Genomic DNA, 19,553 nt, shown 5'->3' with positions numbered 1-19,553 from the left:
CCCATATGCCTGACAAGCAGCCACATCAGGATCAGCACAAGAAGCCGTCCAAGTCCATCAAGGAGCAGAGGGCTGACAAGAGGGCCAAACGCGAGGGCGCGATGAACGCCGATCCCGTGGCCCACCTCCGCAAGCCCCGCACGAACCGCTGACCGTACGCCCCGCCGAACCCGACTCCCGGGTGGCGGGGCGTCCCTTTCCGCCGGCCTACGCCCTGCGCAGCTGAACCCCGGCGCGTGCCATCGCGTCCGCGTACGACTTGCCCATCTCGATGAGCCACTCGGTCTGCCGCTCCTTGGAGCCCGCAAACGCCCGGCCGTGCAGGGAACGCGCCTTGTAGACCTTGAGACCGCGGCGCCAGATGAGCGGGTTGCCGGTCTTGAGCAGCTGCTGCGCGAGGCGGTTGGCCTCCGGGCCGTGGGCCACGATGGCCGACGCGCGCGGCAGGAGCTTGAGCAGCGCGAGGAGCGGCTTGAGCCCTGCCTGGACCTGCTCGGGGTCGAGCTTGCCGTTCGCCTCGCCCGGGGTGTACCAGGGGTAGACGTTCCACGGCATGATCCACTCGGGCCGCAGGCCGAGCTGGTACTGGAGGCCGAGCAGGCGCGTCGCGGCCGCGTCGTCCCCGGCCCACACGAAGCCGCTCGGGTTCGCCGCGCCCGTGTTGGAGAACAGGCTCACGATCCGGCACTCCTCGGCAGAGTGCATCGGATCCACGTACGGCACCTCGAGGCCCGGGCGCAGCTTGCGCAGGAAGTCCACGTGCTCGCTGACGGGTGCGATCGACGGCGCGTAGAGCGGGTCCGTCACCGGAGCGACGTCACGGACGACGGCGGCGGCCGGCTCGAGTGCCGAAGCCTCGCCCGGCGCCTCGTCGGCCACGGCTACCTCGGCCAGAACCTCTTCGGTCAGGACATCCTCTGCAAGAACATCCTGAGCCGGCGCCTCGTCGGCCGGGGCCACCTCGCCTAGAACCTCCTCGGTCAGGACATCCTCGGTCGGCGTCTCCTGCTGGGGCTCGTCCTCGCCGGCCGCGCCCGCCGCGCCCGCCTGAGCCACCGCGAGACGCTCTGCCGCTGCCCGTGCCGCCGCGTCTGCCTCAGTGGAGCGCGAGAGCACAGCCTGTGCTGCCTCCTCGGCGGCCGAGGCCTCGGCCGCCGCCGCCCTCGCCGCCGCAGCCTTCGCCACCGCCTCGGCCACGGCCCGCTTCGCCGCGTTCGTCGCCGACTCGGCGGCCACCCGGGCGCGCGACGCGGCCTCGGCCAGAGACGCGAGCTCGGGATCCACAGAGGCGGCCCGTACGGGCGCCTCCACCGCGGGCGCAGTCTCGCCAATCCGGACCGGCTCCGAGGCTCGCAGCCCCTCGGGCAGCGCCACCGGCTCCACAACCGCGACCGGCAGGCTCGACAAGACCGTCAGGGCCGGGGCACCAGGGGTGACGGTGCGCGCCGCCACGGCGGACGCCGCCGTCGTCCGCTTTCCGGAAGTGGCGACTGACTGCCGGCCGGACGTCCTCTTGGCGGCAGCGCGCTTGGCCGTTCCACGCTTGGGCGCGGGTGCGGGCGATTCGTCATCGTCGTCGTCTTCGTCGTCGAAGAGCCCGGCGAACAGGTCGTCGAAGTCGTCTTCGTCGTCATGGCCGAGATCCGGGCCCTGGCCGAAGCCCTCCTCGTACTTGGAATCGAGGTCGGACCGGTAGTCCTCGTCGTAGTCGTCGTAGGCGGAGCGCGAGGCCAGGACTGTCATCGGCTGCAGGTTCTCCTCGAGGTCGGCGCACCGGCGAGGCACGCAAGAACACGTCCGAATCCGGACGAAGGAAGGGGGTGGGCCACCCGCGGCGGCGGCTGGGCCTTAAGAGCTTAGCAAGCCCACGTTCGCCTCCGGTTCACTCTCCAGCGCGACTCCCGGCCGCCCCGCTTCTTCTCGCGCGACACGCCCACAGACCGCGACACGCCGCGCTGTCCTCAGGACATCGCCGGGCGGGATGGGCCACGGTTCGGGTCGGCTGCGCGTGACGCTGGCGCGGCCGCGGAATCATCGGGCAGACTGAAGTGTTGTCTCTACAGCAGGGCTAGGCCCAACGCCCTCCTGCCGAGCCCGATCTCCACCACTGCTCTTTGACACCGCGCCCAAAACTCTCTCAGGAGACACCCTGTGACGCCCGCGTCCCCACCCCAGATTTCCCACGAGAACCGTCTCGTGATCACCGCACTCGTGACGGCGACGTTCGTCGTGATCCTCAACGAGACGATCATGAACGTCGCCCTTCCGCGCCTCATGGCCGAGCTCCGCATCGACGCGACCACGGTCCAGTGGCTCGCGACGGCGTTCATGCTCACCATGTCCGTCGTGATTCCCACCACGGGCTTCCTGCTTCAGCGGCTCGCGCGCCGAACGGTCTTCATCCTCGCGATGGGCCTCTTCAGCGCCGGCACCCTCCTCGCGGCCCTCGCACCGGGCTTCGGGATCCTCCTCCTGGCCCGCGTGGTCCAGGCCTCCGGGACGGCCATCATGCTGCCCCTGCTCATGACGAGCGTCCTCACGCTCGTGCCGGTGGCCCGGCGCGGACAGGTGATGGGCACCGTGAGCATCGTGATTTCGGTCGCCCCGGCCATCGGTCCCACGATCTCCGGCCTCATCCTCCAGTTCCTCTCGTGGCGCTTCATGTTCCTCACGGTCCTGCCGATCGCCCTCGCCGCGCTCGTCTACGGCGCGCGGAAGCTCGGCGGCTCCGCCGAGGCCGAGCGACCGCGGCTCGACGCGTTCTCCGTGGTCCTCACGGTGCCCGCGTTCGGCGGCCTCGTGTACGGGCTGAGCCAGCTGGGCGGGACCGGGAGCGGGCTCGGCCCGGCGCTGCCGCTCGCCGTCGGCGTGGCCGCACTCGGGCTGTTCGTCTGGCGCCAGCTGGTGCTGCAGCGCTCCGGCTCGCCTCTTCTCGATCTGCGGGCGTTCACCCACCCGATGTACACGGTGGCCACCGCCCTGCTCGTGGTCGGCATGGTTGCGCTGTTCGGCGTCGTCATCCTCCTGCCGATCTACCTCCAGCAGGTCCAGGGCCTCGACACCCTGGCCACCGGACTCCTCCTCCTGCCCGGCGGCCTCGTCATGGGCCTGCTCTCCCCCACGGTGGGCAAGTGGTTCGACCGCGTGGGCCCCGTTCCGCTCACACTCACGGGAACGACCCTCATGACGGCCGTCCTGTTCGCCCTCGCCTTCCTGAACGCGGCGACCCCCGTGTGGCTCGTCCTCGTCATGCACATGCTCATGTCGCTCGGCCTCGCGCTCCTGTTCACGCCGGCATTCACGAGCGGCCTCAACCCGCTGCCGCCGCACCTGTACAGCCACGGCTCGGCGATCCTGAGCACGCTCCAGCAGGTCGCGGGCGCCGCAGGGACCGCGCTCCTCGTGGGCGTCATGGCAGCCCAGGCGCATGCCTCGGCCACTGGCGCCGCGACGTCGGCGATCGAGGCGCAGCTGAGCGGCTTCCGCGCAGCCTTCCTCGTCGCAGCCATCGTCGCGATCGCGGCGATCGTCCTCGCGGCGTTCCTGCGCAACCGTCCTGCGCTCCCGGCCACCGAGGAGGGGGCACCCGCGGCGGCGGTCCACTAGGCAACAGTCCACTAGCGGCTTCGCCGGGCACGGCAGGCCCAAGCCGTTACGCAGCACGTCGTCGCCGCCTTCGCAGGGTTCCACCCCGCGGAGGCGGCGTCGCGCGTTAAGCCGAGAAGCCGCCGTCGGCCTTCAGCAGCTGGCCGTTGATCCAGCCGCCGGGCCCGCTGAGGAGGAATGCGACCACCGCCGCCACGTCCTCGGGCCGGCCGAGCCGGCCGCCGGGCTGGCGAGCGGTGAGCGCGTCGCGTGTCGACTCGTCCATCCACCCGGTGTCGATCGGCCCGGGATTGAGCACGTTCGCGCTGACGCCGAGGTGGCCGAACTCACGCGCGGCGGCGAGGACGATCCGGTCGAGCGCGCCCTTGCTCGCCCCGTACGGCAGGTTGTGGGCGGTGTGGTCGCTCGTGAGGGCCACGATGCGCCCGAGCCCGTGGAGACCTTCCGGAAGCTGCTCGGCGAATGCCTTCACGAGGAGCCACGTGGCGCGCGCGTTGACGGCGAAGTGCCGATCGAAGGATTCGACGCTTGTGTCGAGAATCGACGAATCCACCGATTCGGCGTGGCTCAGGACGAGCGCCCGGACAGGCCGTGTGGAGCCAGCGCCCGCGAGGAGCCGCGCCGGGGTCGCCGGATCCGTGAGGTCCGCCTCGATGGCGTGGACCGCGGCACCGAGGCCCCGCAGCTCATGCAGGATTTCGGCCACCTCGTGCGGCTTGCTGCCGGAAACCCGCTCGTCGTAGGGGGACCAGTAGGAGACGGCCAGGTCCCAGCCCTGGCGCGCCAGCTCGCGCGCGATCCCGGCGCCGATTCCCACTGGGCGGCCCACGCCCGTGATGAGGGCGAGCGGCCGCTCCCCCGAAACGGACGACGGCGCAGGCTGGCTCAGCTGGTCCATGCTCGCCAGCGTAGCCCGCGCCTCACGCGGAGACCGCGAGTGCCCGCGCGCGCCGGCCAGCCTGTGCGGGCTGGCCCGGCAGGACGGCGACGCTCGGCCGTTCGGCGAGGCCGAGGAAGAACTTCTCGTACACGACGTCCGTCCGGAGGAGGCGGAATCCCGCCTGCGTGTAGAGCCCGACCGCGCCGGACGGCCTCGCCGCGTCGACCCCGAGCGCCACGCTCCGGTAGCCCGCGGCATTCGCCGCGACGAGAACCTCCCGCAGCAGCCGCCTCGCCAGGCCACGCCGCCGAGCCCGGACGCGCGTCCCGACGAGGCTCACATAGAGCTCTCCGGGCGCGCCGTCCCGGCTCAGGACGTACGACTCGACCGACTCCTCCCGCGGAAGCCCCTCCCCCGAGCCGACGGCGACGCGGCTGAGCTCCGGACGGAAGGCGCCGGCGAGCAGCTGCCCCGCCCACGAGTCCGGGTCATGTTCCGCCGCGCCCGGCTGGCCGGCAAACGCTTCGTTATGGGCCCTGCGGGTCGCCTCGACGATCGCGCGGTCACCGAGGTCGAGCGTGCGCGTGGCCACGTCTTGAGGCGCAGCACCCGGCGAGGTGGAGGGGCTCCACGACGTGAGGTCGAGCGCGAAGTCGTGGAGGTACCGCGCCGGAAGGTAGCCGCGCGTCGTGGCAAGGTGCGCGGACGAGGAGCCGGGCGCACCCGCCCAGAAGGAGAGGATTCCCGGGGCGCCGGGATGCCTCCTCCTCGAGAGTTCGGCCGCGCGCGGCTCAATCCAGTCCATGACGGCGCCGCCCAGCCCGCGTCCGCGCCATCGCGGATGGACGCCCCCGCCGAGGAACGCGTTGGCGAGGCCGTCCTGGAGGCGGTGCGAGACGCGCAGCTGCCCATACGCGACCATCGTGCCGCCGTCCCACGCGGCGAGAGTATCCAGTGACGAGTCGACCCCCGGTTCCTCTAGCTCCGAGGCGAGGTCTTGGGGAGCGTAATAGTCCTCCAGACCTGGGTCGAAGGCGAGGAGGTTGCTGAGTTCCGCCCAGGCCGGGGCGTGCGCGGGCACGATGGGCTTCCACACGATGCTCATGGGATTCCTCTGCGAGGGAGCGGCCGGATCACCGGTCAGCAACGCTAACACCGCACCCCGCGACGCTTGTTGCGGGGACCGTCCACAGCATGTGAACTTTGTGCGACAAATTATCCACAGGCTGGGGATAGTCCTGTGAGTCAGCCGCCGCTAGCCGGGCCCAGGCCTTAAACCACACGGATGTAAGTTATCCACGCCGTGGATTTCCTGTGGATGACTGGTCGGCATCAGTCCTCGGGAGCGACGAATCCGTCGGCCACGAGACCGCGATACTCGGGGTGGCGGCGCAGGAATGCCCTCACGTAGGGGCAGTACGGACGGATCTTCACGCCCCGGGAACGGACGTCGTCGAGCGCGAACGTCACGAGCCGGCTTGCAAGACCGAGCCCCGAATAGCCCTCGTCCACCTCGGTGTGATCGAACGCGTACACCTCGCCCTTCTCCTGGGGCCGGTACAGCGTCATGCCAATGCGCTTCCCGGCGTCGCGGAGCTCGTAGCGATGGTGCTCGGGCACCCAGGAAACCTCGATCTGGTCCGTCACCGGGTCTTCCTTTCTCGTGAGCCTCCGCGCGGGCGGAGGCGGACATGCGGCAGTTCGGGCGCCGGAAGCGCGGCGTCGCCGCCCGTGGGCTCGACCACGGGCCCGAAGAAGTCGGGGTCGTCCGCCGGTCCGCCGGGCTCGGCTCCGATCTCGCGCTGCCAGGCATCCCGGAAGGCAACGATCTCCTCGTGGCCGCGGCCCACGAAGTTCCACCACATGGTGATCTCTTCGTCGAACGGAGCCCCGCCCAGCAGCAGGAGGCGCAGGGTGGCCTTGCCCGGATTGGCCAGGCGCAGGAGGGTCGCACCGGGGCCGACGTACGCCAGCGTCCGCGTCGGAACCTCCGCGCCCCCGATGCGCGCGGGAAGATTGTCGGCCAGAAGACCGTGCTCGAACCCCGGGTCCACCTCGATGGCGGTCTGGGCTCCCGGCAGCAGAAGGATCTCGGCGCCGAGCAGTGGGGTGTGGGTGCGCACCGGCGATACGCTGCCGGCCAGCGCGCCCAGGAACACGCGCGCCTCCCCCGCCGTCGTCCCGTCGCCATCAGCAAGGACGACGGCGGGCGGCACGTACCGCTCGAACCCCGGATCGGTGCGGCGGGCCTCGTCCGGGAGGGCTACCCACAGCTGGGCGCCGTGGAGGACCGTGGTCCCCGGCGTCGAGTACTCGGAGTGGTTGATGCCGCGCCCGGCGGTCATGAGGTTGAGCTCGCCGGGGCGGACCAAGGCGTGGTGCCCGGCGCTGTCGCGGTGGTCGATCTCGCCGGTGAAGAGCCAGCTCACAGTCTGGAGCCCCGTATGGGGGTGCGGCGGGACCCGCATGCCGCCGGAGAGGGACACGTCATCCGGGCCGTAGTGGTCCAGGAAGCACCAAGCGCCAATCAGCGAGCGTTCCTTCGAGGGCAGCGTTCGCCTCACGGGCATCGCGCGGGGACCACCCAGAGGCACGTCACGCGGCTCAATGAGCTCCACCGTGGCGGTCCCCGGCTCGCTCTGCCCTGTTCCGCACAGGGTCTCCTGCGGCTCGAGTTCGAGATTGCTCATGGCGGCCTCCTTTGGCCCGAGCTTAACCCGTTGAGCCCGCACCGGCGAGCGCCTTGATCCGAGCGTGCGTCGCGCGTTCGGCCCGGCCGGTTCTGCGCCGCCGCACATCGCCGAGAGCAAGTTGTGCACTTTCCAACAGGACCTATCCCCAAAGTTATCCACAGGTGTGGAGAAACGTGGGGCTTCTCGTGGACGCGGCTGGCCGAAGCCACCTCCCCCGGGGTTAACGGGGCCTGAACTACATGCTTGTAAGTTACCCACACTGTGGACAACAACTGTGGACATCGCTTGTCGAGATCCTCCAGTACCCCCTCGCGGCGAGCGTCTTGACTGCCGGACGGGAGTGACTTAATCTGGATGTATTCAACTGCTTAGTTGATCAAGTTATCGGTTGAATATCCGGAGGACGCCATGAGCAACGTCGCAGCAGACCCCGAGACGGCCGAAGAGGACCGGCTCAACCGGGCCTTCGCCGCACTCTCGGATCCGCTCCGCAGGAAGCTCGTGGCGCGCCTCGCCCAAGGAGACGCGACGGTCAACGAACTCGCCGAGCCGTTCTCCGTCACACTGCAGGCCATCTCGAAACACCTCAGAGTTCTCGAGGACGCCGGCCTCATCACGCGCAGCCGCGACGCCCAGCGACGCCCCTGCCATCTCGACAGCCAGGCCCTTGGACGCCTCACGGCGTGGCTCGAGGGCTACCGCCAGGCCGCCGAGGAGCGCTACTCGCGCCTCGACGCGCTGCTCGCATCTCAGGAGGATCCGTCATGACCACCACCAAGACCACTGCCGTCTCCGCCGAGCCGGGACTGCCTTTCATCACCGTCACCCGCGAGTTCGATGCGCCCGCCGACCGCGTCTTCCGCGCACACACCGATCCCGAGCTCTTCGCCCAGTGGGTGGGACCACGCAAGTACGTGACCACGATCGACTACTACGATGCCCGCTCCGGCGGTGCCTACCGCTTCAGCCAGAGCGACACCGAGGGGAACTCCTTCGGCTTCCACGGCTCGTTCCACGAGATCACCGCTCCCCAGCGGATGGTCCAGACGTTCGAGTTCGAGGGCGCGCCGGGCCACGTCCAGCTCGACGCGGCCTCGCTCGAAGACCTCGACGGCGGACGCTGCCGGCTCACGGTGCGTTCGTCCTTCCAGTCCGTCGAGGCTCGCGACGCGATGCTCGCCGCCGGGATGGCCGACGGGATGAGCGAGGGCTACGAGCGTCTCGACGAGGTCCTCGCCCGAGACTGACCCTCCCGCCCGTGCCCGGGACTGACCCCCCACCAGGCTCGGGACTGAGCCCCCACCGTGCCCGGGACTGACGCCCAAGCGCCGCGACCCCGCGAGCGGTGCCCGGAGACCGTTGTCGCGGACGCGGCCTTCGGTGGGGAAGTCTTCAGCACAGGAGATCCACAGCATGGGCATCCAGTTCTCCACAGCTGGGGAGACAGGCCTGTACGGCTCGCCGCGCCACCACCCTCGATCGCTGTGTTTGCAGGGGTGACTGGCTAGTAACTACACCTCTGTAAGTTGTACACACTGTGGAAAACGCGTGTGGACAACGCGAGGGCCCCGACCGGACAGTGTCCGGTCGGGGCCCTTTGGTGTTCAGAAAGAGTCAGGTGCTAGAAACGACCGCCGAGGTCGGAAGGGATCCTCCGACCGTGTTTATGCGGACCAGGGTGATGATGACGAGGAGTGCTCCGACGAGCACCATTCCGCCGATCTGGAGGACCAGCTGATAGCGGCCTCGCGGTGAATAGGCGATCACCGCCGTCGTCAGCCCGCCGGTGACGAGCCCGCCGAGGTGGGCCTGCCACGCGATCCCCGGCACCATGAAGCCCAGGGCGGCATTGATCGCGATGAGCACCACGAGCTGGGTCACGTCGCCGCCGCGCTGGCGGACGACGACGAACAGCGCGCCAAAGAGGCCGAAGATCGCCCCGGACGCCCCGATCACGGGATTCATCGACACCGGGGTCAGAAGGAAGAAGCCGACTGAGCCGCCGAGCGCCGAGAGGATGTACACGGCCAGGTAGCGGACCCGGCCGAGGGCGGGCTCCAGCAGGCGGCCGAAGATCCACAGCGAGTACATGTTCAGCACAATGTGGAGGATGAATCCCTCCGAGTGCAGGAACGCGCTCGTGAACATCCGCCACGGCTGCACCTCGGTGAGGGCCGTCGCGTACGCGAAGTCCTGGAAGACCTCGTCGTTGGGGATCAGCCACTGGAGGCCGTAGACGAGTGCGCACAGCCCGATGATCGTCCACGTGACGATCGGCGCGCCCGTGCGGGCAACGGACCCATACCGCGTTCGGACCGGCGTGGCCGCTGAGAGTTCGCGGACGCAGTCCACGCACTGGATGCCCACGGGAGCCGGCCGCTGACATTCCGTGCACGCAGGCCGCCCGCACCGCTGGCACCTCACATAGGACACGCGGTCGGGGTGGCGGGGGCACACGGGCGGAGCGGCCGGCTCACCCGAAGGCATTCCATAACTCATGGAGAATATTTCGGAACGATAGATTCCGTCTTTGGAATGGTCAGAGCTGCTCGACGTCGATCGACGTGATCACGACGTCGTCGACCGGGCGATCCTGCAGGCCCGTGCGAACCCCCTCGATCTCGTCGACGACCTTCTTGGACGCGTCGTCCGCGACCTCGCCGAAGATGGTGTGCTTGCCGTAGAGCCAGCTCGTGTCGACCGTCGTGATGAAGAACTGCGAGCCGTTCGTGCCGCGTCCACCCTGGACGCCGGCGTTCGCCATCGCGAGCTTGTACGGCTCCTTGAAGTTGAGCTCCGGGTGGATCTCATCGTCGAAGCGGTAGCCCGGGCCCCCGACGCCCTTGCCGAGGGGGTCTCCGCCCTGAATCATGAAGTCCTTGATGATGCGGTGGAAGATCGTGCCGCTGTACAGGGGAGTGCCGCTCTTGTCCTCGCCCGACTCAGGGTGGGTCCACGACTGCTCGCCCGTTGCGAGGCCCACGAAGTTCTTCACGGTCTTCGGGGCGTGGTTGCCGAAAAGGTTCACCACGATGTCGCCGTGGTTCGTGTGGATGGTTGCCTTGGCAGTTGCGTTAGCGCTCATGCGCTCATTGTTCCACGCGCGTCAGAACGGCAGCGGGGACCGGACGGGCGTTCTGCGGTCGGTGAAATCCGGGAACCAGACACCACTTGTTGCCCGACATTCGTAGCATACGGCGCAATGCTCTCGTAGGCTGGCGATTGACCGAGCCGATGTCTGGAGGAAGCCGTGAAGAAATCACTGGAAAAGACCGTGACGAGCAGCGTCGAGAATGCGCGCGATTGGGCGCAGCCCCGCGTCGACGCAGCGGTCGAGTGGGCAGTCCCGAGACTTCAGCAAGGACTCGATGCCGCCTCGCCGAAGGTCCAGGAGGGCATCAAGACGGCGGCGCACAACATTGCCGAAGGAGTTGCGACCGTCACGCCGAAGCTCCAGGAGGGCCTTTCGCACCTTGCACCGAAGATCACCGAGATCGTGGACAGCACGGCACCGCGGGTCCACGACGTGGTCGACAAGGCGGCTCCGGCCATCAAGGACGCGGCTGACCAGGTCCTGCCGCGCATCTCCGAGGGACTGGCCACCGCGGCCGACACCGTGACCCGCGGCCTCGCCGCGACCCCGGCCCAGGTCGACGCCGTCGCCCAGCGCCTCGCGGACTCGGGCATCGTGCGCCAGGCCGATGCCGCTGCGAAGCAGGCGGTCCAGGCCGCGCAGGAGGCCGTTCACCAGGTCGCCAAGGAGCCAAAGAAGAAGAAGAGGCGCGGCCTCCTCATCTTCGGCGTCCTCGCGGCCGCCGCTGCGGCTGGCGTCGCGGCCTGGCGGGCCGCGAAGCCGGTCGAGGACCCCTGGAAGACACCGGCTCCCGTGAAGCCCGTTGCGGTCACGCCGCCGTCGTCCTCCGAGGCTCCCGCCGCTGCCGAGGCGTCGGCGAGCTCAGCTGCCGCGGAGCCCGCCCCGGTTCCCGCGGCGGAGACGTCGATGGGCCCGGAGAGCGCCGAGGGCTCGGAGGGTCAGAGCGAGGACAGCAAGTCCGAGGCCAAGCACGTCGCGAGCGACGCGTCGGCCGCGATGCGGACCATCCACAACGCGAGCCGCGACTCGGACGGCGCCGACTCGGAGTCCTAGAGGCTCTCGCCGGCGTATGACGCCGCACGAAGGGAGGGGATCCGCCGGGAAGGCGGGTCCCCTCCCTTCGCTTTGCTAGATTGGGGGCTGATGGCTCCCGAACCCGCCTCCTCGCCGTCGTCGTCGTACACGACCGGACACCCAAGCGTGTCCATCGTGATCCCGGCCTACAACGAGGAGTCCGTGATCCGGCAGTGCGTCACCGCCGCGATCTACCAGTCGGCGCCTGCCCTCGAAATCATCGTCGTGGACAACATGTCCAAGGACTCGACCGCGGCGATCGTCCGGCAGATGCAGGCGGAGTACCCCGAGGCCGGAATCCGGCTTCTGAGCCAGGACCTCGCCCAGGGGCTCATCCCGACCCGCAACTTCGGCCTCGACGCCGCCCGCGGCGACATCCTCGGCCGCATCGACGCAGACTCGCTCCTGGAGCCGGACTGGGTCGAAGAAGTCACCAAGGCCTTCTCCGACGGCTCGGTCCAGGCCGCAACAGGCCCCGTGGTGTATTACGACATGCCGATGCGGCGGTTCGGGCTCAAGGCGGACGACAAGGTCCGCCAGCTGATGCTCAAGCTCGCCAAGCACCAATACCACTTCCTCTTCGGCTCCAACATGGCGCTGCGCCGCGGGGCATGGGAAATCATCCGCGGCGAGGTGTGCGACGACGAGCGGGACGAGATGCATGAGGACATCGATCTCTCGCTCCACCTCGCCGAGCACCAGCTGCGCGTCCAGTACTGGCCCAACATGGTCTCGGGGATGTCCGCCCGGCGCCTCGAGGACTCTCCGCGCGACTACCGGTACTACGTCACGCGCTTCGACCGCACGTACAAGGCGCACAACGTCAAGAAGATGGCCCTCAAAGCACCCATGGTCGTGTTCTTCTCGATCTACTACCCGGCAAAGCTCCTGCGGGCCATCCACACGGCGAACACCACGACCGTGAAGCGCGGCGGGATCTGACGAGGCCCGAGGCGAGCCGCAGGCCCCGCTAGTCGGCGCCGAGCTCCGGCTGGCTTCGCGGCTCGCGTCGCGATCGCCGCTGGCCGAGGACGACGACGGCGAGCCCGGCGAGGATCGCAGCGAGCCCCCCGTAGATCCCGCCAGGGAGCACCTCGTGGAGGAAGACCGCCGCGAGGATCGCCGCCCCTGGGATCTCGAGCAGGATGATCATCGACACGACGAGCGGGCTGAGCGTCGCCACGAGGTGGTTGAACGCTGTATGGCCGATGAGCTGGGCCGCGACGGTGATCGCGAGGATTCCTGCCCAGCCGATCGGCTCGAAGCCCGCGAGCCGCTGGCCCGTTACAGCGGCCAGGATCGCGACGACAGCCGCACACACGCCGTAGCAGATCGCCGTATAGGTGCCCGTGCTCATGGTGCGCCGCGCTTGGCCCCCGGCCATGGTGTACAGGGCGGCGAGGATGCCTCCACCGACCGCGAGCACGTCGCCCAGGGCCGCGTCACGGGATCCGCCGCCGAGGTCGAGCCCGGTGATCGCGAGAACCCCCGCGAAGGAGAGGCCTAGGCCTACCACGACCGTGGCCGGAAGCTTCCGGCCACGTACCAGCGAGAAGACCGCGATCCAGCCCGACTGCAGGCACACCAGGGCCGTCGCTGCTGCGACGGAAGTCAGCGTGAGGGAAAGGATGAAGCACACGAAGTGGAACGCGAGGGCCACCCCCGCGATAGCCGACCACATGAACTCGCGCCGGCCCAAGCGGCGGAACTGCGCAGGCTCCCGGACCGCGACGGGTGCCGCCATGACGACCGCCGCGAGGGCGTTGCGCCAAAAGGCGATGGCCAAGGCTGTGACGGAGCCTCCGGCGAGCGTCGCGGCGATGAGCGGTCCGGAGGCGGAGACGCCGAGCACGCCGGCAGCTGCGAGGAGGAGGGTCACCAGACCACTCTAGGCTCTTGACCAAGCATTCCATGGAGAATACTCTGAGTGAAGTATTTGAAGGCGGATATAGGTCTCGAGAGGGCCAGTCCGAGCCGACAGCGGAGAGAGGGAAGGGCCCCGACCATGCCAAAGCGTCCCGTATCAAACCCCCTCGCGCTGGCAGTGCTCTCGTGCGTGTGGGAGCGCCCGATGTATCCGTACGAGATCACGACAACCCTGCGCGAACGGGGCAAGCAGGACAGCATCCGCCTCAACTTCGGCTCGCTCTACGCGGTGATCCGCTCCCTCGAATCGCACGGCCTGATCCGCGCCGCGCGCACGGAGCGGGAGGGCAACCGTCCGGAGCGCATCGTGTACGAGATCACGCCCGCCGGCATGACCGAGGCCCTCGACTGGATGCGCGATCTCCTGGCCCGTCCGGTCAAGGAATACCCGGACTTCGAGGCGGGGCTGTCCCTCCTTCCCATGCTGTCGCCCCAGGTGGCCCGGAAATGCCTCGAGGAGCGCCTCGAGCGGCTCGACGCCGAGATCCGCGCGCGGACCGAGCTCGAGGAGACGAGCGCCCTCGGCCTTCCCGAGCTCTTCCTCATCGAGTCCTCGTACCGCGTCGCCATGCAGACGGCCGAGCGCGCTTTCGTGGCCGAACTGCTCGACCGCATCGAGCGAAGAACCTTCGGCGGGCTGGACCTCTGGGAGGGCCTCCACGAAGCCCTCGCAGCCGGAACGCCACGCAACGAGATCGCCGCCCAGCTCGCGGCCCGCCTAGGAGAGGAGGGAGGCAGCACCCTGGCCTGACAGGCCCGCCGCATCTGCGGCATCACAAAAAGGGCGGCCCGGATGCGCCAACATCCGAGCCGCCACCACCCGAGTCCTCCAGTGTCACCTGCCGCAGCGCGCGAAGCGCTGCGTTCGCCCGGGGTACGGCCATTGTAGTGCTGGCCCCGTGGGAGGACCTCAGCAAAGGAATCCACCCATGTCACCACATCAGAGTCCTGGCACGGCCTCGGCGATCACCGCCGTCGACCTCGCCAAGAGCTACCCAGGCGGGCGCGGAAAGCCACGTGTCCACGCCCTCGCGGGGCTGACCTTCGAGGCCGCGGCCGGTGAAGTCTTCGGGCTCCTCGGGCCGAACGGAGCGGGGAAGTCCACCGCCGTCAAAATCCTCTCTACCCTCTCCCGCGCAGACTCGGGCAGCGCGCACGTGGCGGGCATCGACGTCGCACGCCAGCCCGAGAAGGTGCGCGCGGCGATCGGGTTCGTCGCCCAGAAGTCCGTCTGCGATCCCATGGACACCGGTTACGAGAACCTCGTCCTCGCCGGCCGGCTCCAGGGCCTCGCGGGCCCTGCCGCCAAGGCGCGCGCGCTCGAGCTCCTCGACCGCTTCTCGCTAGGCAGCGCGAGGGATCGCCTCGTGAAGACCTACTCGGGTGGGATGGCGCGCAAGCTGGACGTCGCCGTCGGCCTCATGCACCGTCCGAGCGTCCTCTTCCTCGACGAGCCGACCACCGGACTCGACCCCGAGGCTCGCGCGGACATGTGGGAGGAGATCGAGGGGATGGCAGCGGCCGAGAACATGACAGTGCTCCTCACTACGCACTATCTCGACGAAGCCGACCGCCTCGCCGCCCACGTCGCGATCCTCGACGGCGGCCGCGTCGTCGCGAGCGGAACGCCTGAGGGGCTCAAGCGCGAGCTGCGAGGCGACGCGGTGATCCTCGAGACAGGGCTCGACGCGGATCCAGCCGCCGCCGCGAGCACCATGGCGTCCCTCGGCTATGTGCGCGACGTCTCGCGCGACGGGCGCACCGTCCGCGGGCGGACGGACGACGGCGCCGCGGCGCTTCCGCACGTGCTCGCGGCTCTCGATGCGGCTGGGGTGGCAGTCGCGTCCGCGACTCTCGCCCGCCCGAGCCTCGACGACGTCTACCTTCGCCATACGGGCCGTTCGTATTCAGCCTCCGCGGCCGAGGAGGTGGCGGCATGAGCGAGCTCACGATGGTCCGCCAGAGCCGCCCGACGCGGCCCGTGTCCGCGGCGCCGGCCCTCCTCGCGCATACCGCGTTCCTCACAGCCCGTCTGCTCCGCGGCTTCTGGCGCATGCCGGTGTACCTCGTCATGAACCTCGTCCAGCCGATGATCTGGCTTCTCCTGTTCGGGCAGCTGTTCAAATCGATCGCCGATATCCCGGGGTTCGCGTCGGGGAGCTACGTGGACTTCATGACCCCCGGAATCGTCATGATGATGGCCCTGTTCGGGAGCGCATGGGCTGGGACCTCGTACATCCAGGACATGGATCGCGGCGTCATGGACCGTCTCCTGACCTCGCCTGCGAGCCGCGGAGCGCTCATGGCGTCGACCATGCTGTTCCAAGCGGTGCTCACGGTCATCCAGACCGCGGTCGTGCTGCCGATCGCAGGGCTCACCGGGGCAAAGTTCGACGGCGGCTGGGCAGGGCTCGCGATTCTGTTCCTCGCCGCGATTCTGCTCACCTTCGTGTTTTCGGCGCTCTCGAACGCCGTGGCCCTTCTCGCGCGCCAGCAAACGGCACTGATCGGGATTTCGCAGCTGCTCTCGTTCCCGCTCATGTTCGTGAGCTCCGCGATCATGGACACGCGGCTTTCGCCCACGTGGGTGCGGGATCTCGCCCGGTTCAACCCGTTCGAGTGGGCCGTCGCGGCGGGCCGTGGTGCGCTCCAGGCCTCGCCGGACTGGGGGAGTGTGTGGGGCGACCTCGGGCTCCTGGCCGCCCTCGTCGTCGTCATGGGCGGCCTCGCGACTGCGGCGTTCCGCGCCTACCAGCGCTCCGCCTAGCGGCGGATGGTTGGCTGAGTCGCACTTCGGCGCTCGTAGCCCGCTGCCCCGACCACATCGTCCTCACTTCGTGGGGACGACAATGGGCGCCGCCCGGCCCCAGCCCGGACGGCGCCCACCGTGGAACCCGGCCTTAGTTGGCCGGGGGCATCAGGACCGAATCGACCAGGTACACGGTCGCGTTGGCGGTGTGGACGCCGCCGCAGACTACGTTGGCGCCGTTGACCTTGAGGGTGTTCCCAGATCCGGTGACGGTAACGCTCTGGCCCTCGACCGTCTTGTGGTCGCCGGCGATCGAGGAGGGATCGATCTGGCCCGGGACAACGTGGTAGGTCAGGATCTTCTTCAGCGTCGCGTCATCGGTCTTGAGGCTGTTGATCGTTGCGGGGTCGATCTTGGCGAATGCCGAGTCGACGGGTGCGAAGACAGTGAACTGGCTCGAGTCCAGCGTGTCGACGAGGTTGACCTTCGGGTTGAGCTTGCCCGAGACGGCCGAGACGAGCGTGGTCAGCAGCGGGTTGTTCGACGCTGCGACCGCGACAGGGTCCGCGGACATGCCTTGCACCGAGCCGGGACCACTCGGGTTCGACTTCGCGTAGCCGGCGCAGCCGGGCCCGACGAGGTTCGCGGCCGGGTCCGCGGCGGCCGACGACGACATCATCGACGCGCTCGGGCTGCTGGACATGCTCGGCGAGCTCGCGGCGCTCGACGGTGAGCTGCCCGCCGTCGTCGATCCGCCGCAGGCGGCGAGGCCCAAGGCCGTCAGGGCGGCGAGGCCGGCGACTCCGAAGGTGCGCTGATGACTGTTCATGACTTTCACTCCTGTTGACTGAGGGGCGGTTGCCACCACTCTTCGGAGCGGATGCGAGTCCGGATTGGCGGCCCCTTGCTTGGGGCGCGCCAATCCGTGCCGCCCGGCCGCGCCGAACGGTGGGCATGGGTGCAAACATCGTTATCGGTTTCCTGGGTGGTCTCATCACCGGCATCTCGCCGTGCATCCTCCCAGTCCTGCCGGTGATCTTCTTCTCCGGCGGCCTCGACAGCGCGCGACCGGGCGCGGAGCCGTCTTCTACAGCCCGGCCGCCGTCCCGTTGGCGTCCGTACCAGGTGATCGCAGGCCTCGTGGTGAGTTTCAGCGCCTTCACCTTGATCGGCTCACTCGTCCTCGGAGTTCTCGGGCTCCCGCAGGACCTCTTCCGGTGGACCGGGATCGCCATTCTGGCTGCGGTCGGGGTAGGGCTCATGGTTCCGCGCTTCGAGGAGCTCCTTGAGAAGCCGTTCTCGTGGATCCCGATGCGCCGAGTTGACGCACGCAGGGGCGGCTTGGGACTCGGCCTTGCCCTCGGCGCCGTGTTCGTTCCGTGTGCGGGGCCCGTGCTGGCAGCGATCACGGTCTCGGGGGCGACCGGCAGGATCGGACCAGAGACGATCGCGCTGACCCTCTCGTTCGCACTCGGGGTCGCGGTTCCGCTTCTCTTCTTCGCCCTGGCGGGGCGCAGGGTGGCCGAACGCCTCAAGTCGTTCAGGCGCCGCCAGCGCAGCATCCGCATCGTCGGAGGGGCGCTCATGATCGCTCTGGCCGCTGGCCTCGCTTTCGACCTCCCGGCCGCCGTTCAGCGACTGATCCCCGACTACACGGCTGGGCTCCAGGACCAGCTCGCCCCTCAGGCGGGGAGCCCGTTGGCCCTCGGTGGCCTCGTCACCGACGAAAACAGGGACCTGGACCGGTGCACCCAGAACGCAACAATGCTCCAGGACTGCGGACCCGCCCCCGCCTTCCACGACGTCACGGCCTGGCTCGGTTCGCAGCCCCTCACGATGAGCCAGTTGCGGGGGAAGGTCGTGCTCGTGGACTTCTGGGCTTACTCCTGCATCAACTGCCAGCGGTCCCTTCCGCACATCGTCCAGCTCAACGACGCCTACAAGTCGGCCGGGCTGACGGTGATCGGCGTCCACACCCCGGAGTACGCCTTCGAACGCGAGCAGCACAACGTCCAAGACGGTGTCGCCGCGCACGGCATCGACTATCCCGTCGCAATGGACAACTCCTACGGGACTTGGACCGCCTACCGGAACCGCTTCTGGCCGGCCCAATACCTCATCGACGCCAACGGCAACGTCCGTCACATCCAGCAAGGCGAGGGCGGATACCAGACCACCGAGGCTCTCGTACGCCAGCTGCTCGACCAGGCCCACCCCGGCACTGCACTGCCGCAGCCCGTGGAAGGGAAGGACACGGCCCCCACTGCAGGCAGCACCACCCCCGAGACCTTCCTCGGCGTGGCCAAGCAGACCAACTACGCGGGCACCGAGACCTACAAGGCCGGACTCGGCACCTTCGCCTACCCCGCGACCCAGCGCGCCGACAGCTTCACTCTGGCGGGCCCGTGGAATCTCGACACGCAACGGATCGTGGCGCCTGCCGCCGGAGACGAAGCGTCCCGGGTTCGGCTGTCCTTCCACGCACGCCAAGTCCAGGCCGTGCTCGCCGGCAGTGGAACCCTCACCGTCCACGGACCGGGCGGGGACCAGACCATCAACGTGAGCGGAACACCGCGCTCCTACGTCCTGCTCGACGGCTCGGCCGTCCAAACTGGGACACTCGAGGTCACCGCAAGCGCCGGCCTCGAGCTCTACTCGTTCACCTTCGGGTGAGCGCGAGCCTCGGCGAGCTGGGCCCGAAGGCGCGTGTTCTCGTCCTCGAGCTCGAGGACCATCCGGATGCCTTCGATGTTCAGCCCGATCTCGACGAGTTCGCCGATGCGGTGAAGGCGTTCCATGTCGTCCTCGCTATACCGTCGGGTGCCACCGCCGGTGCGGGAGGGGGTCAGCAGGCCCTTGCGCTCGTAAAGGCGCAGGCTCGAGAGCCCCAGACCGGAGAGCTCGGCGGCGACGGAGATCGCATACACGGCATCGGAGGAGTCGCGGCTGCGGACCATGCCCACTCCTTTCCTTGCCCTTGACGTTCGCTGCTTGATCCACTATATCTACGTCTTGAGAGGTACATAATAGGCCTCTCAGGCGAGAGATAATCTGACCCTACATCGAGAAATGCCTGGAGGTGGCAACGATGCTGATGCGAACCGATCCCTTCCGCGACCTCGACCGCCTGACCGAGCAGGTCTTCGGTACGGTCTCGAGGCCCACAACCATGCCCATGGAGGCCTGGCGCCAGGACGGCGAGTTCGTCGTCGAGTTCGACCTGCCCGGGGTGGCACCCGATTCGATCGATGTCGACGTCGAGCGGAACGTACTGACAGTGCGCGCCGAGCGGAGCTCGCACCGGCCCGACGGGGCTGAGGTCATCGCGGCCGAGCGCCCTGCCGGCACATTCGGCCGCGAGCTGATCCTGGGTGACTCGCTCGAGACCTCGAAGGTCACGGCCGACTACGCCGACGGTGTCCTGACCCTGCGCATCCCGATTGCCGAGCGGGCCAAGCCGCGCAAGATCTCCGTCACGGCGTCGAAGTCGAAGAAGGAGATCGCCGCCTGATCCCCGCGCCCGGGCAGGGT

The 19,553-nt window shown here is 68.9% G+C and carries 21 protein-coding genes; 11 read left to right on the top strand and 10 right to left on the bottom strand.

Going from position 1 to position 19,553, the window contains the following annotated elements; all coding sequences use genetic code 11:
- Positions 1 to 5 precede the first annotated feature (5 nt).
- On the top strand, positions 6 to 152 hold the full coding sequence (locus E6A26_RS17630; protein ID WP_168928742.1) for a hypothetical protein: 147 nt from the start codon (positions 6 to 8) through the stop codon (positions 150 to 152).
- A gap of 55 nt (positions 153 to 207) precedes the next feature.
- Here E6A26_RS17630 and E6A26_RS12420 read toward each other — a convergent pair whose 3' ends face one another.
- Positions 208 to 705: a uracil-DNA glycosylase gene (locus E6A26_RS12420; protein WP_234865443.1), complete on the bottom strand. Its 498-nt coding sequence runs from the start codon at positions 703 to 705 to the stop codon at positions 208 to 210.
- 1,446 nt (positions 706 to 2,151) lie between these two features.
- On the opposite strand from E6A26_RS12420, the gene E6A26_RS12415 reads away from it, so the two are divergent.
- Entirely contained in the window at positions 2,152 to 3,606 is a 1,455-nt protein-coding gene (locus E6A26_RS12415) for a DHA2 family efflux MFS transporter permease subunit (RefSeq protein ID WP_234865422.1), read from the top strand.
- 106 nt (positions 3,607 to 3,712) lie between these two features.
- On the opposite strand, the gene E6A26_RS12410 is transcribed toward E6A26_RS12415, so the two are convergent.
- The 4 genes from E6A26_RS12410 to E6A26_RS12395 all read right to left on the bottom strand — a co-directional run bounded on the left by E6A26_RS12410 (position 3,713) and on the right by E6A26_RS12395 (position 7,176).
- Positions 3,713 to 4,504: an SDR family oxidoreductase gene (locus tag E6A26_RS12410; RefSeq protein WP_136611509.1), complete on the bottom strand. Its 792-nt coding sequence runs from the start codon at positions 4,502 to 4,504 to the stop codon at positions 3,713 to 3,715.
- A gap of 22 nt (positions 4,505 to 4,526) precedes the next feature.
- Positions 4,527 to 5,591, bottom strand: a complete 1,065-nt coding sequence (locus E6A26_RS12405; RefSeq protein ID WP_136611508.1) for a GNAT family N-acetyltransferase — start codon at positions 5,589 to 5,591, stop codon at positions 4,527 to 4,529.
- A gap of 227 nt (positions 5,592 to 5,818) precedes the next feature.
- Entirely contained in the window at positions 5,819 to 6,133 is a 315-nt protein-coding gene (locus E6A26_RS12400) for a GNAT family N-acetyltransferase (protein WP_136611507.1), read from the bottom strand.
- The gene (locus E6A26_RS12395) at positions 6,130 to 7,176 is read right to left on the bottom strand and encodes a pirin family protein (RefSeq protein WP_136611506.1); all 1,047 of its coding nucleotides are present in this window, start codon (positions 7,174 to 7,176) and stop codon (positions 6,130 to 6,132) included. Before E6A26_RS12395 ends, E6A26_RS12400 begins: the two co-directional genes overlap by 4 nt.
- A gap of 411 nt (positions 7,177 to 7,587) precedes the next feature.
- On the opposite strand from E6A26_RS12395, the gene E6A26_RS12390 reads away from it, so the two are divergent.
- Complete coding sequence (locus tag E6A26_RS12390) at positions 7,588 to 7,947, top strand: ArsR/SmtB family transcription factor (protein WP_136611505.1); 360 nt, start codon at positions 7,588 to 7,590, stop codon at positions 7,945 to 7,947.
- Positions 7,944 to 8,426 (top strand): SRPBCC family protein, encoded by a 483-nt coding sequence (locus tag E6A26_RS12385; RefSeq protein WP_136611504.1) that lies wholly within the window; start codon positions 7,944 to 7,946, stop codon positions 8,424 to 8,426. The genes E6A26_RS12390 and E6A26_RS12385 overlap by 4 nt, the downstream gene beginning before the upstream one ends.
- 367 nt (positions 8,427 to 8,793) lie before the next feature.
- Here E6A26_RS12385 and E6A26_RS12380 read toward each other — a convergent pair whose 3' ends face one another.
- Together E6A26_RS12380 and E6A26_RS12375 are read right to left on the bottom strand one after the other, a co-directional pair.
- Complete coding sequence (locus tag E6A26_RS12380) at positions 8,794 to 9,678, bottom strand: rhomboid family intramembrane serine protease (protein WP_136611503.1); 885 nt, start codon at positions 9,676 to 9,678, stop codon at positions 8,794 to 8,796.
- Between the two features lie 40 nt (positions 9,679 to 9,718).
- Entirely contained in the window at positions 9,719 to 10,264 is a 546-nt protein-coding gene (locus E6A26_RS12375) for a peptidylprolyl isomerase (RefSeq protein WP_136611502.1), read from the bottom strand.
- 165 nt (positions 10,265 to 10,429) lie between these two features.
- Between E6A26_RS12375 and E6A26_RS12370 the strand changes: the two genes are divergently transcribed.
- Together E6A26_RS12370 and E6A26_RS12365 are read left to right on the top strand one after the other, a co-directional pair.
- Entirely contained in the window at positions 10,430 to 11,326 is an 897-nt protein-coding gene (locus tag E6A26_RS12370) for a hypothetical protein (protein ID WP_234865420.1), read from the top strand.
- Between the two features lie 90 nt (positions 11,327 to 11,416).
- The gene (locus E6A26_RS12365; RefSeq protein ID WP_136611500.1) at positions 11,417 to 12,289 is read left to right on the top strand and encodes a glycosyltransferase; all 873 of its coding nucleotides are present in this window, start codon (positions 11,417 to 11,419) and stop codon (positions 12,287 to 12,289) included.
- Between the two features lie 28 nt (positions 12,290 to 12,317).
- On the opposite strand, the gene E6A26_RS12360 is transcribed toward E6A26_RS12365, so the two are convergent.
- A complete protein-coding gene (locus E6A26_RS12360; RefSeq protein WP_136611499.1) occupies positions 12,318 to 13,226 on the bottom strand; it encodes a DMT family transporter in 909 nt (302 codons plus the stop codon).
- Positions 13,227 to 13,352: 126 nt separating this feature from the next.
- Between E6A26_RS12360 and E6A26_RS12355 the strand changes: the two genes are divergently transcribed.
- From E6A26_RS12355 to E6A26_RS12345, 3 genes are all read left to right on the top strand, one after another.
- A complete protein-coding gene (locus tag E6A26_RS12355) occupies positions 13,353 to 14,024 on the top strand; it encodes a PadR family transcriptional regulator (RefSeq protein WP_136611498.1) in 672 nt (223 codons plus the stop codon).
- 178 nt (positions 14,025 to 14,202) lie between these two features.
- Complete coding sequence (locus E6A26_RS12350; RefSeq protein ID WP_136611497.1) at positions 14,203 to 15,213, top strand: ATP-binding cassette domain-containing protein; 1,011 nt, start codon at positions 14,203 to 14,205, stop codon at positions 15,211 to 15,213.
- Positions 15,210 to 16,040, top strand: coding sequence for an ABC transporter permease (locus E6A26_RS12345; RefSeq protein ID WP_234865418.1), 831 nt, complete (start codon positions 15,210 to 15,212; stop codon positions 16,038 to 16,040). Before E6A26_RS12350 ends, E6A26_RS12345 begins: the two co-directional genes overlap by 4 nt.
- A gap of 133 nt (positions 16,041 to 16,173) precedes the next feature.
- On the opposite strand, the gene E6A26_RS12340 is transcribed toward E6A26_RS12345, so the two are convergent.
- Positions 16,174 to 16,851: a fasciclin domain-containing protein gene (locus E6A26_RS12340; RefSeq protein WP_136611496.1), complete on the bottom strand. Its 678-nt coding sequence runs from the start codon at positions 16,849 to 16,851 to the stop codon at positions 16,174 to 16,176.
- A 125-nt stretch (positions 16,852 to 16,976) separates the two neighbouring features.
- On the opposite strand from E6A26_RS12340, the gene E6A26_RS12335 reads away from it, so the two are divergent.
- Positions 16,977 to 18,695: a redoxin family protein gene (locus tag E6A26_RS12335; protein WP_136611495.1), complete on the top strand. Its 1,719-nt coding sequence runs from the start codon at positions 16,977 to 16,979 to the stop codon at positions 18,693 to 18,695.
- Here E6A26_RS12335 and E6A26_RS12330 read toward each other — a convergent pair.
- Entirely contained in the window at positions 18,674 to 18,979 is a 306-nt protein-coding gene (locus E6A26_RS12330) for a MerR family transcriptional regulator (RefSeq protein ID WP_136611494.1), read from the bottom strand. The two genes, E6A26_RS12335 and E6A26_RS12330, sit on opposite strands and share 22 nt — an antisense overlap.
- Positions 18,980 to 19,110: 131 nt before the next feature.
- Between E6A26_RS12330 and E6A26_RS12325 the strand changes: the two genes are divergently transcribed.
- Positions 19,111 to 19,533 carry an Hsp20/alpha crystallin family protein gene (locus E6A26_RS12325; protein ID WP_136611493.1) on the top strand — a complete coding sequence of 141 codons (423 nt, stop codon included), beginning with the start codon at positions 19,111 to 19,113 and terminating at the stop codon, positions 19,531 to 19,533.
- Positions 19,534 to 19,553: the final 20 nt, after the last annotated feature.

Origin of the sequence: Sinomonas albida, assembly GCF_004919045.1 — a bacterium.
GTDB lineage: Bacteria > Actinomycetota > Actinomycetes > Actinomycetales > Micrococcaceae > Sinomonas > Sinomonas albida.
This window is presented reverse-complemented; position numbering and strand designations above follow the sequence as displayed.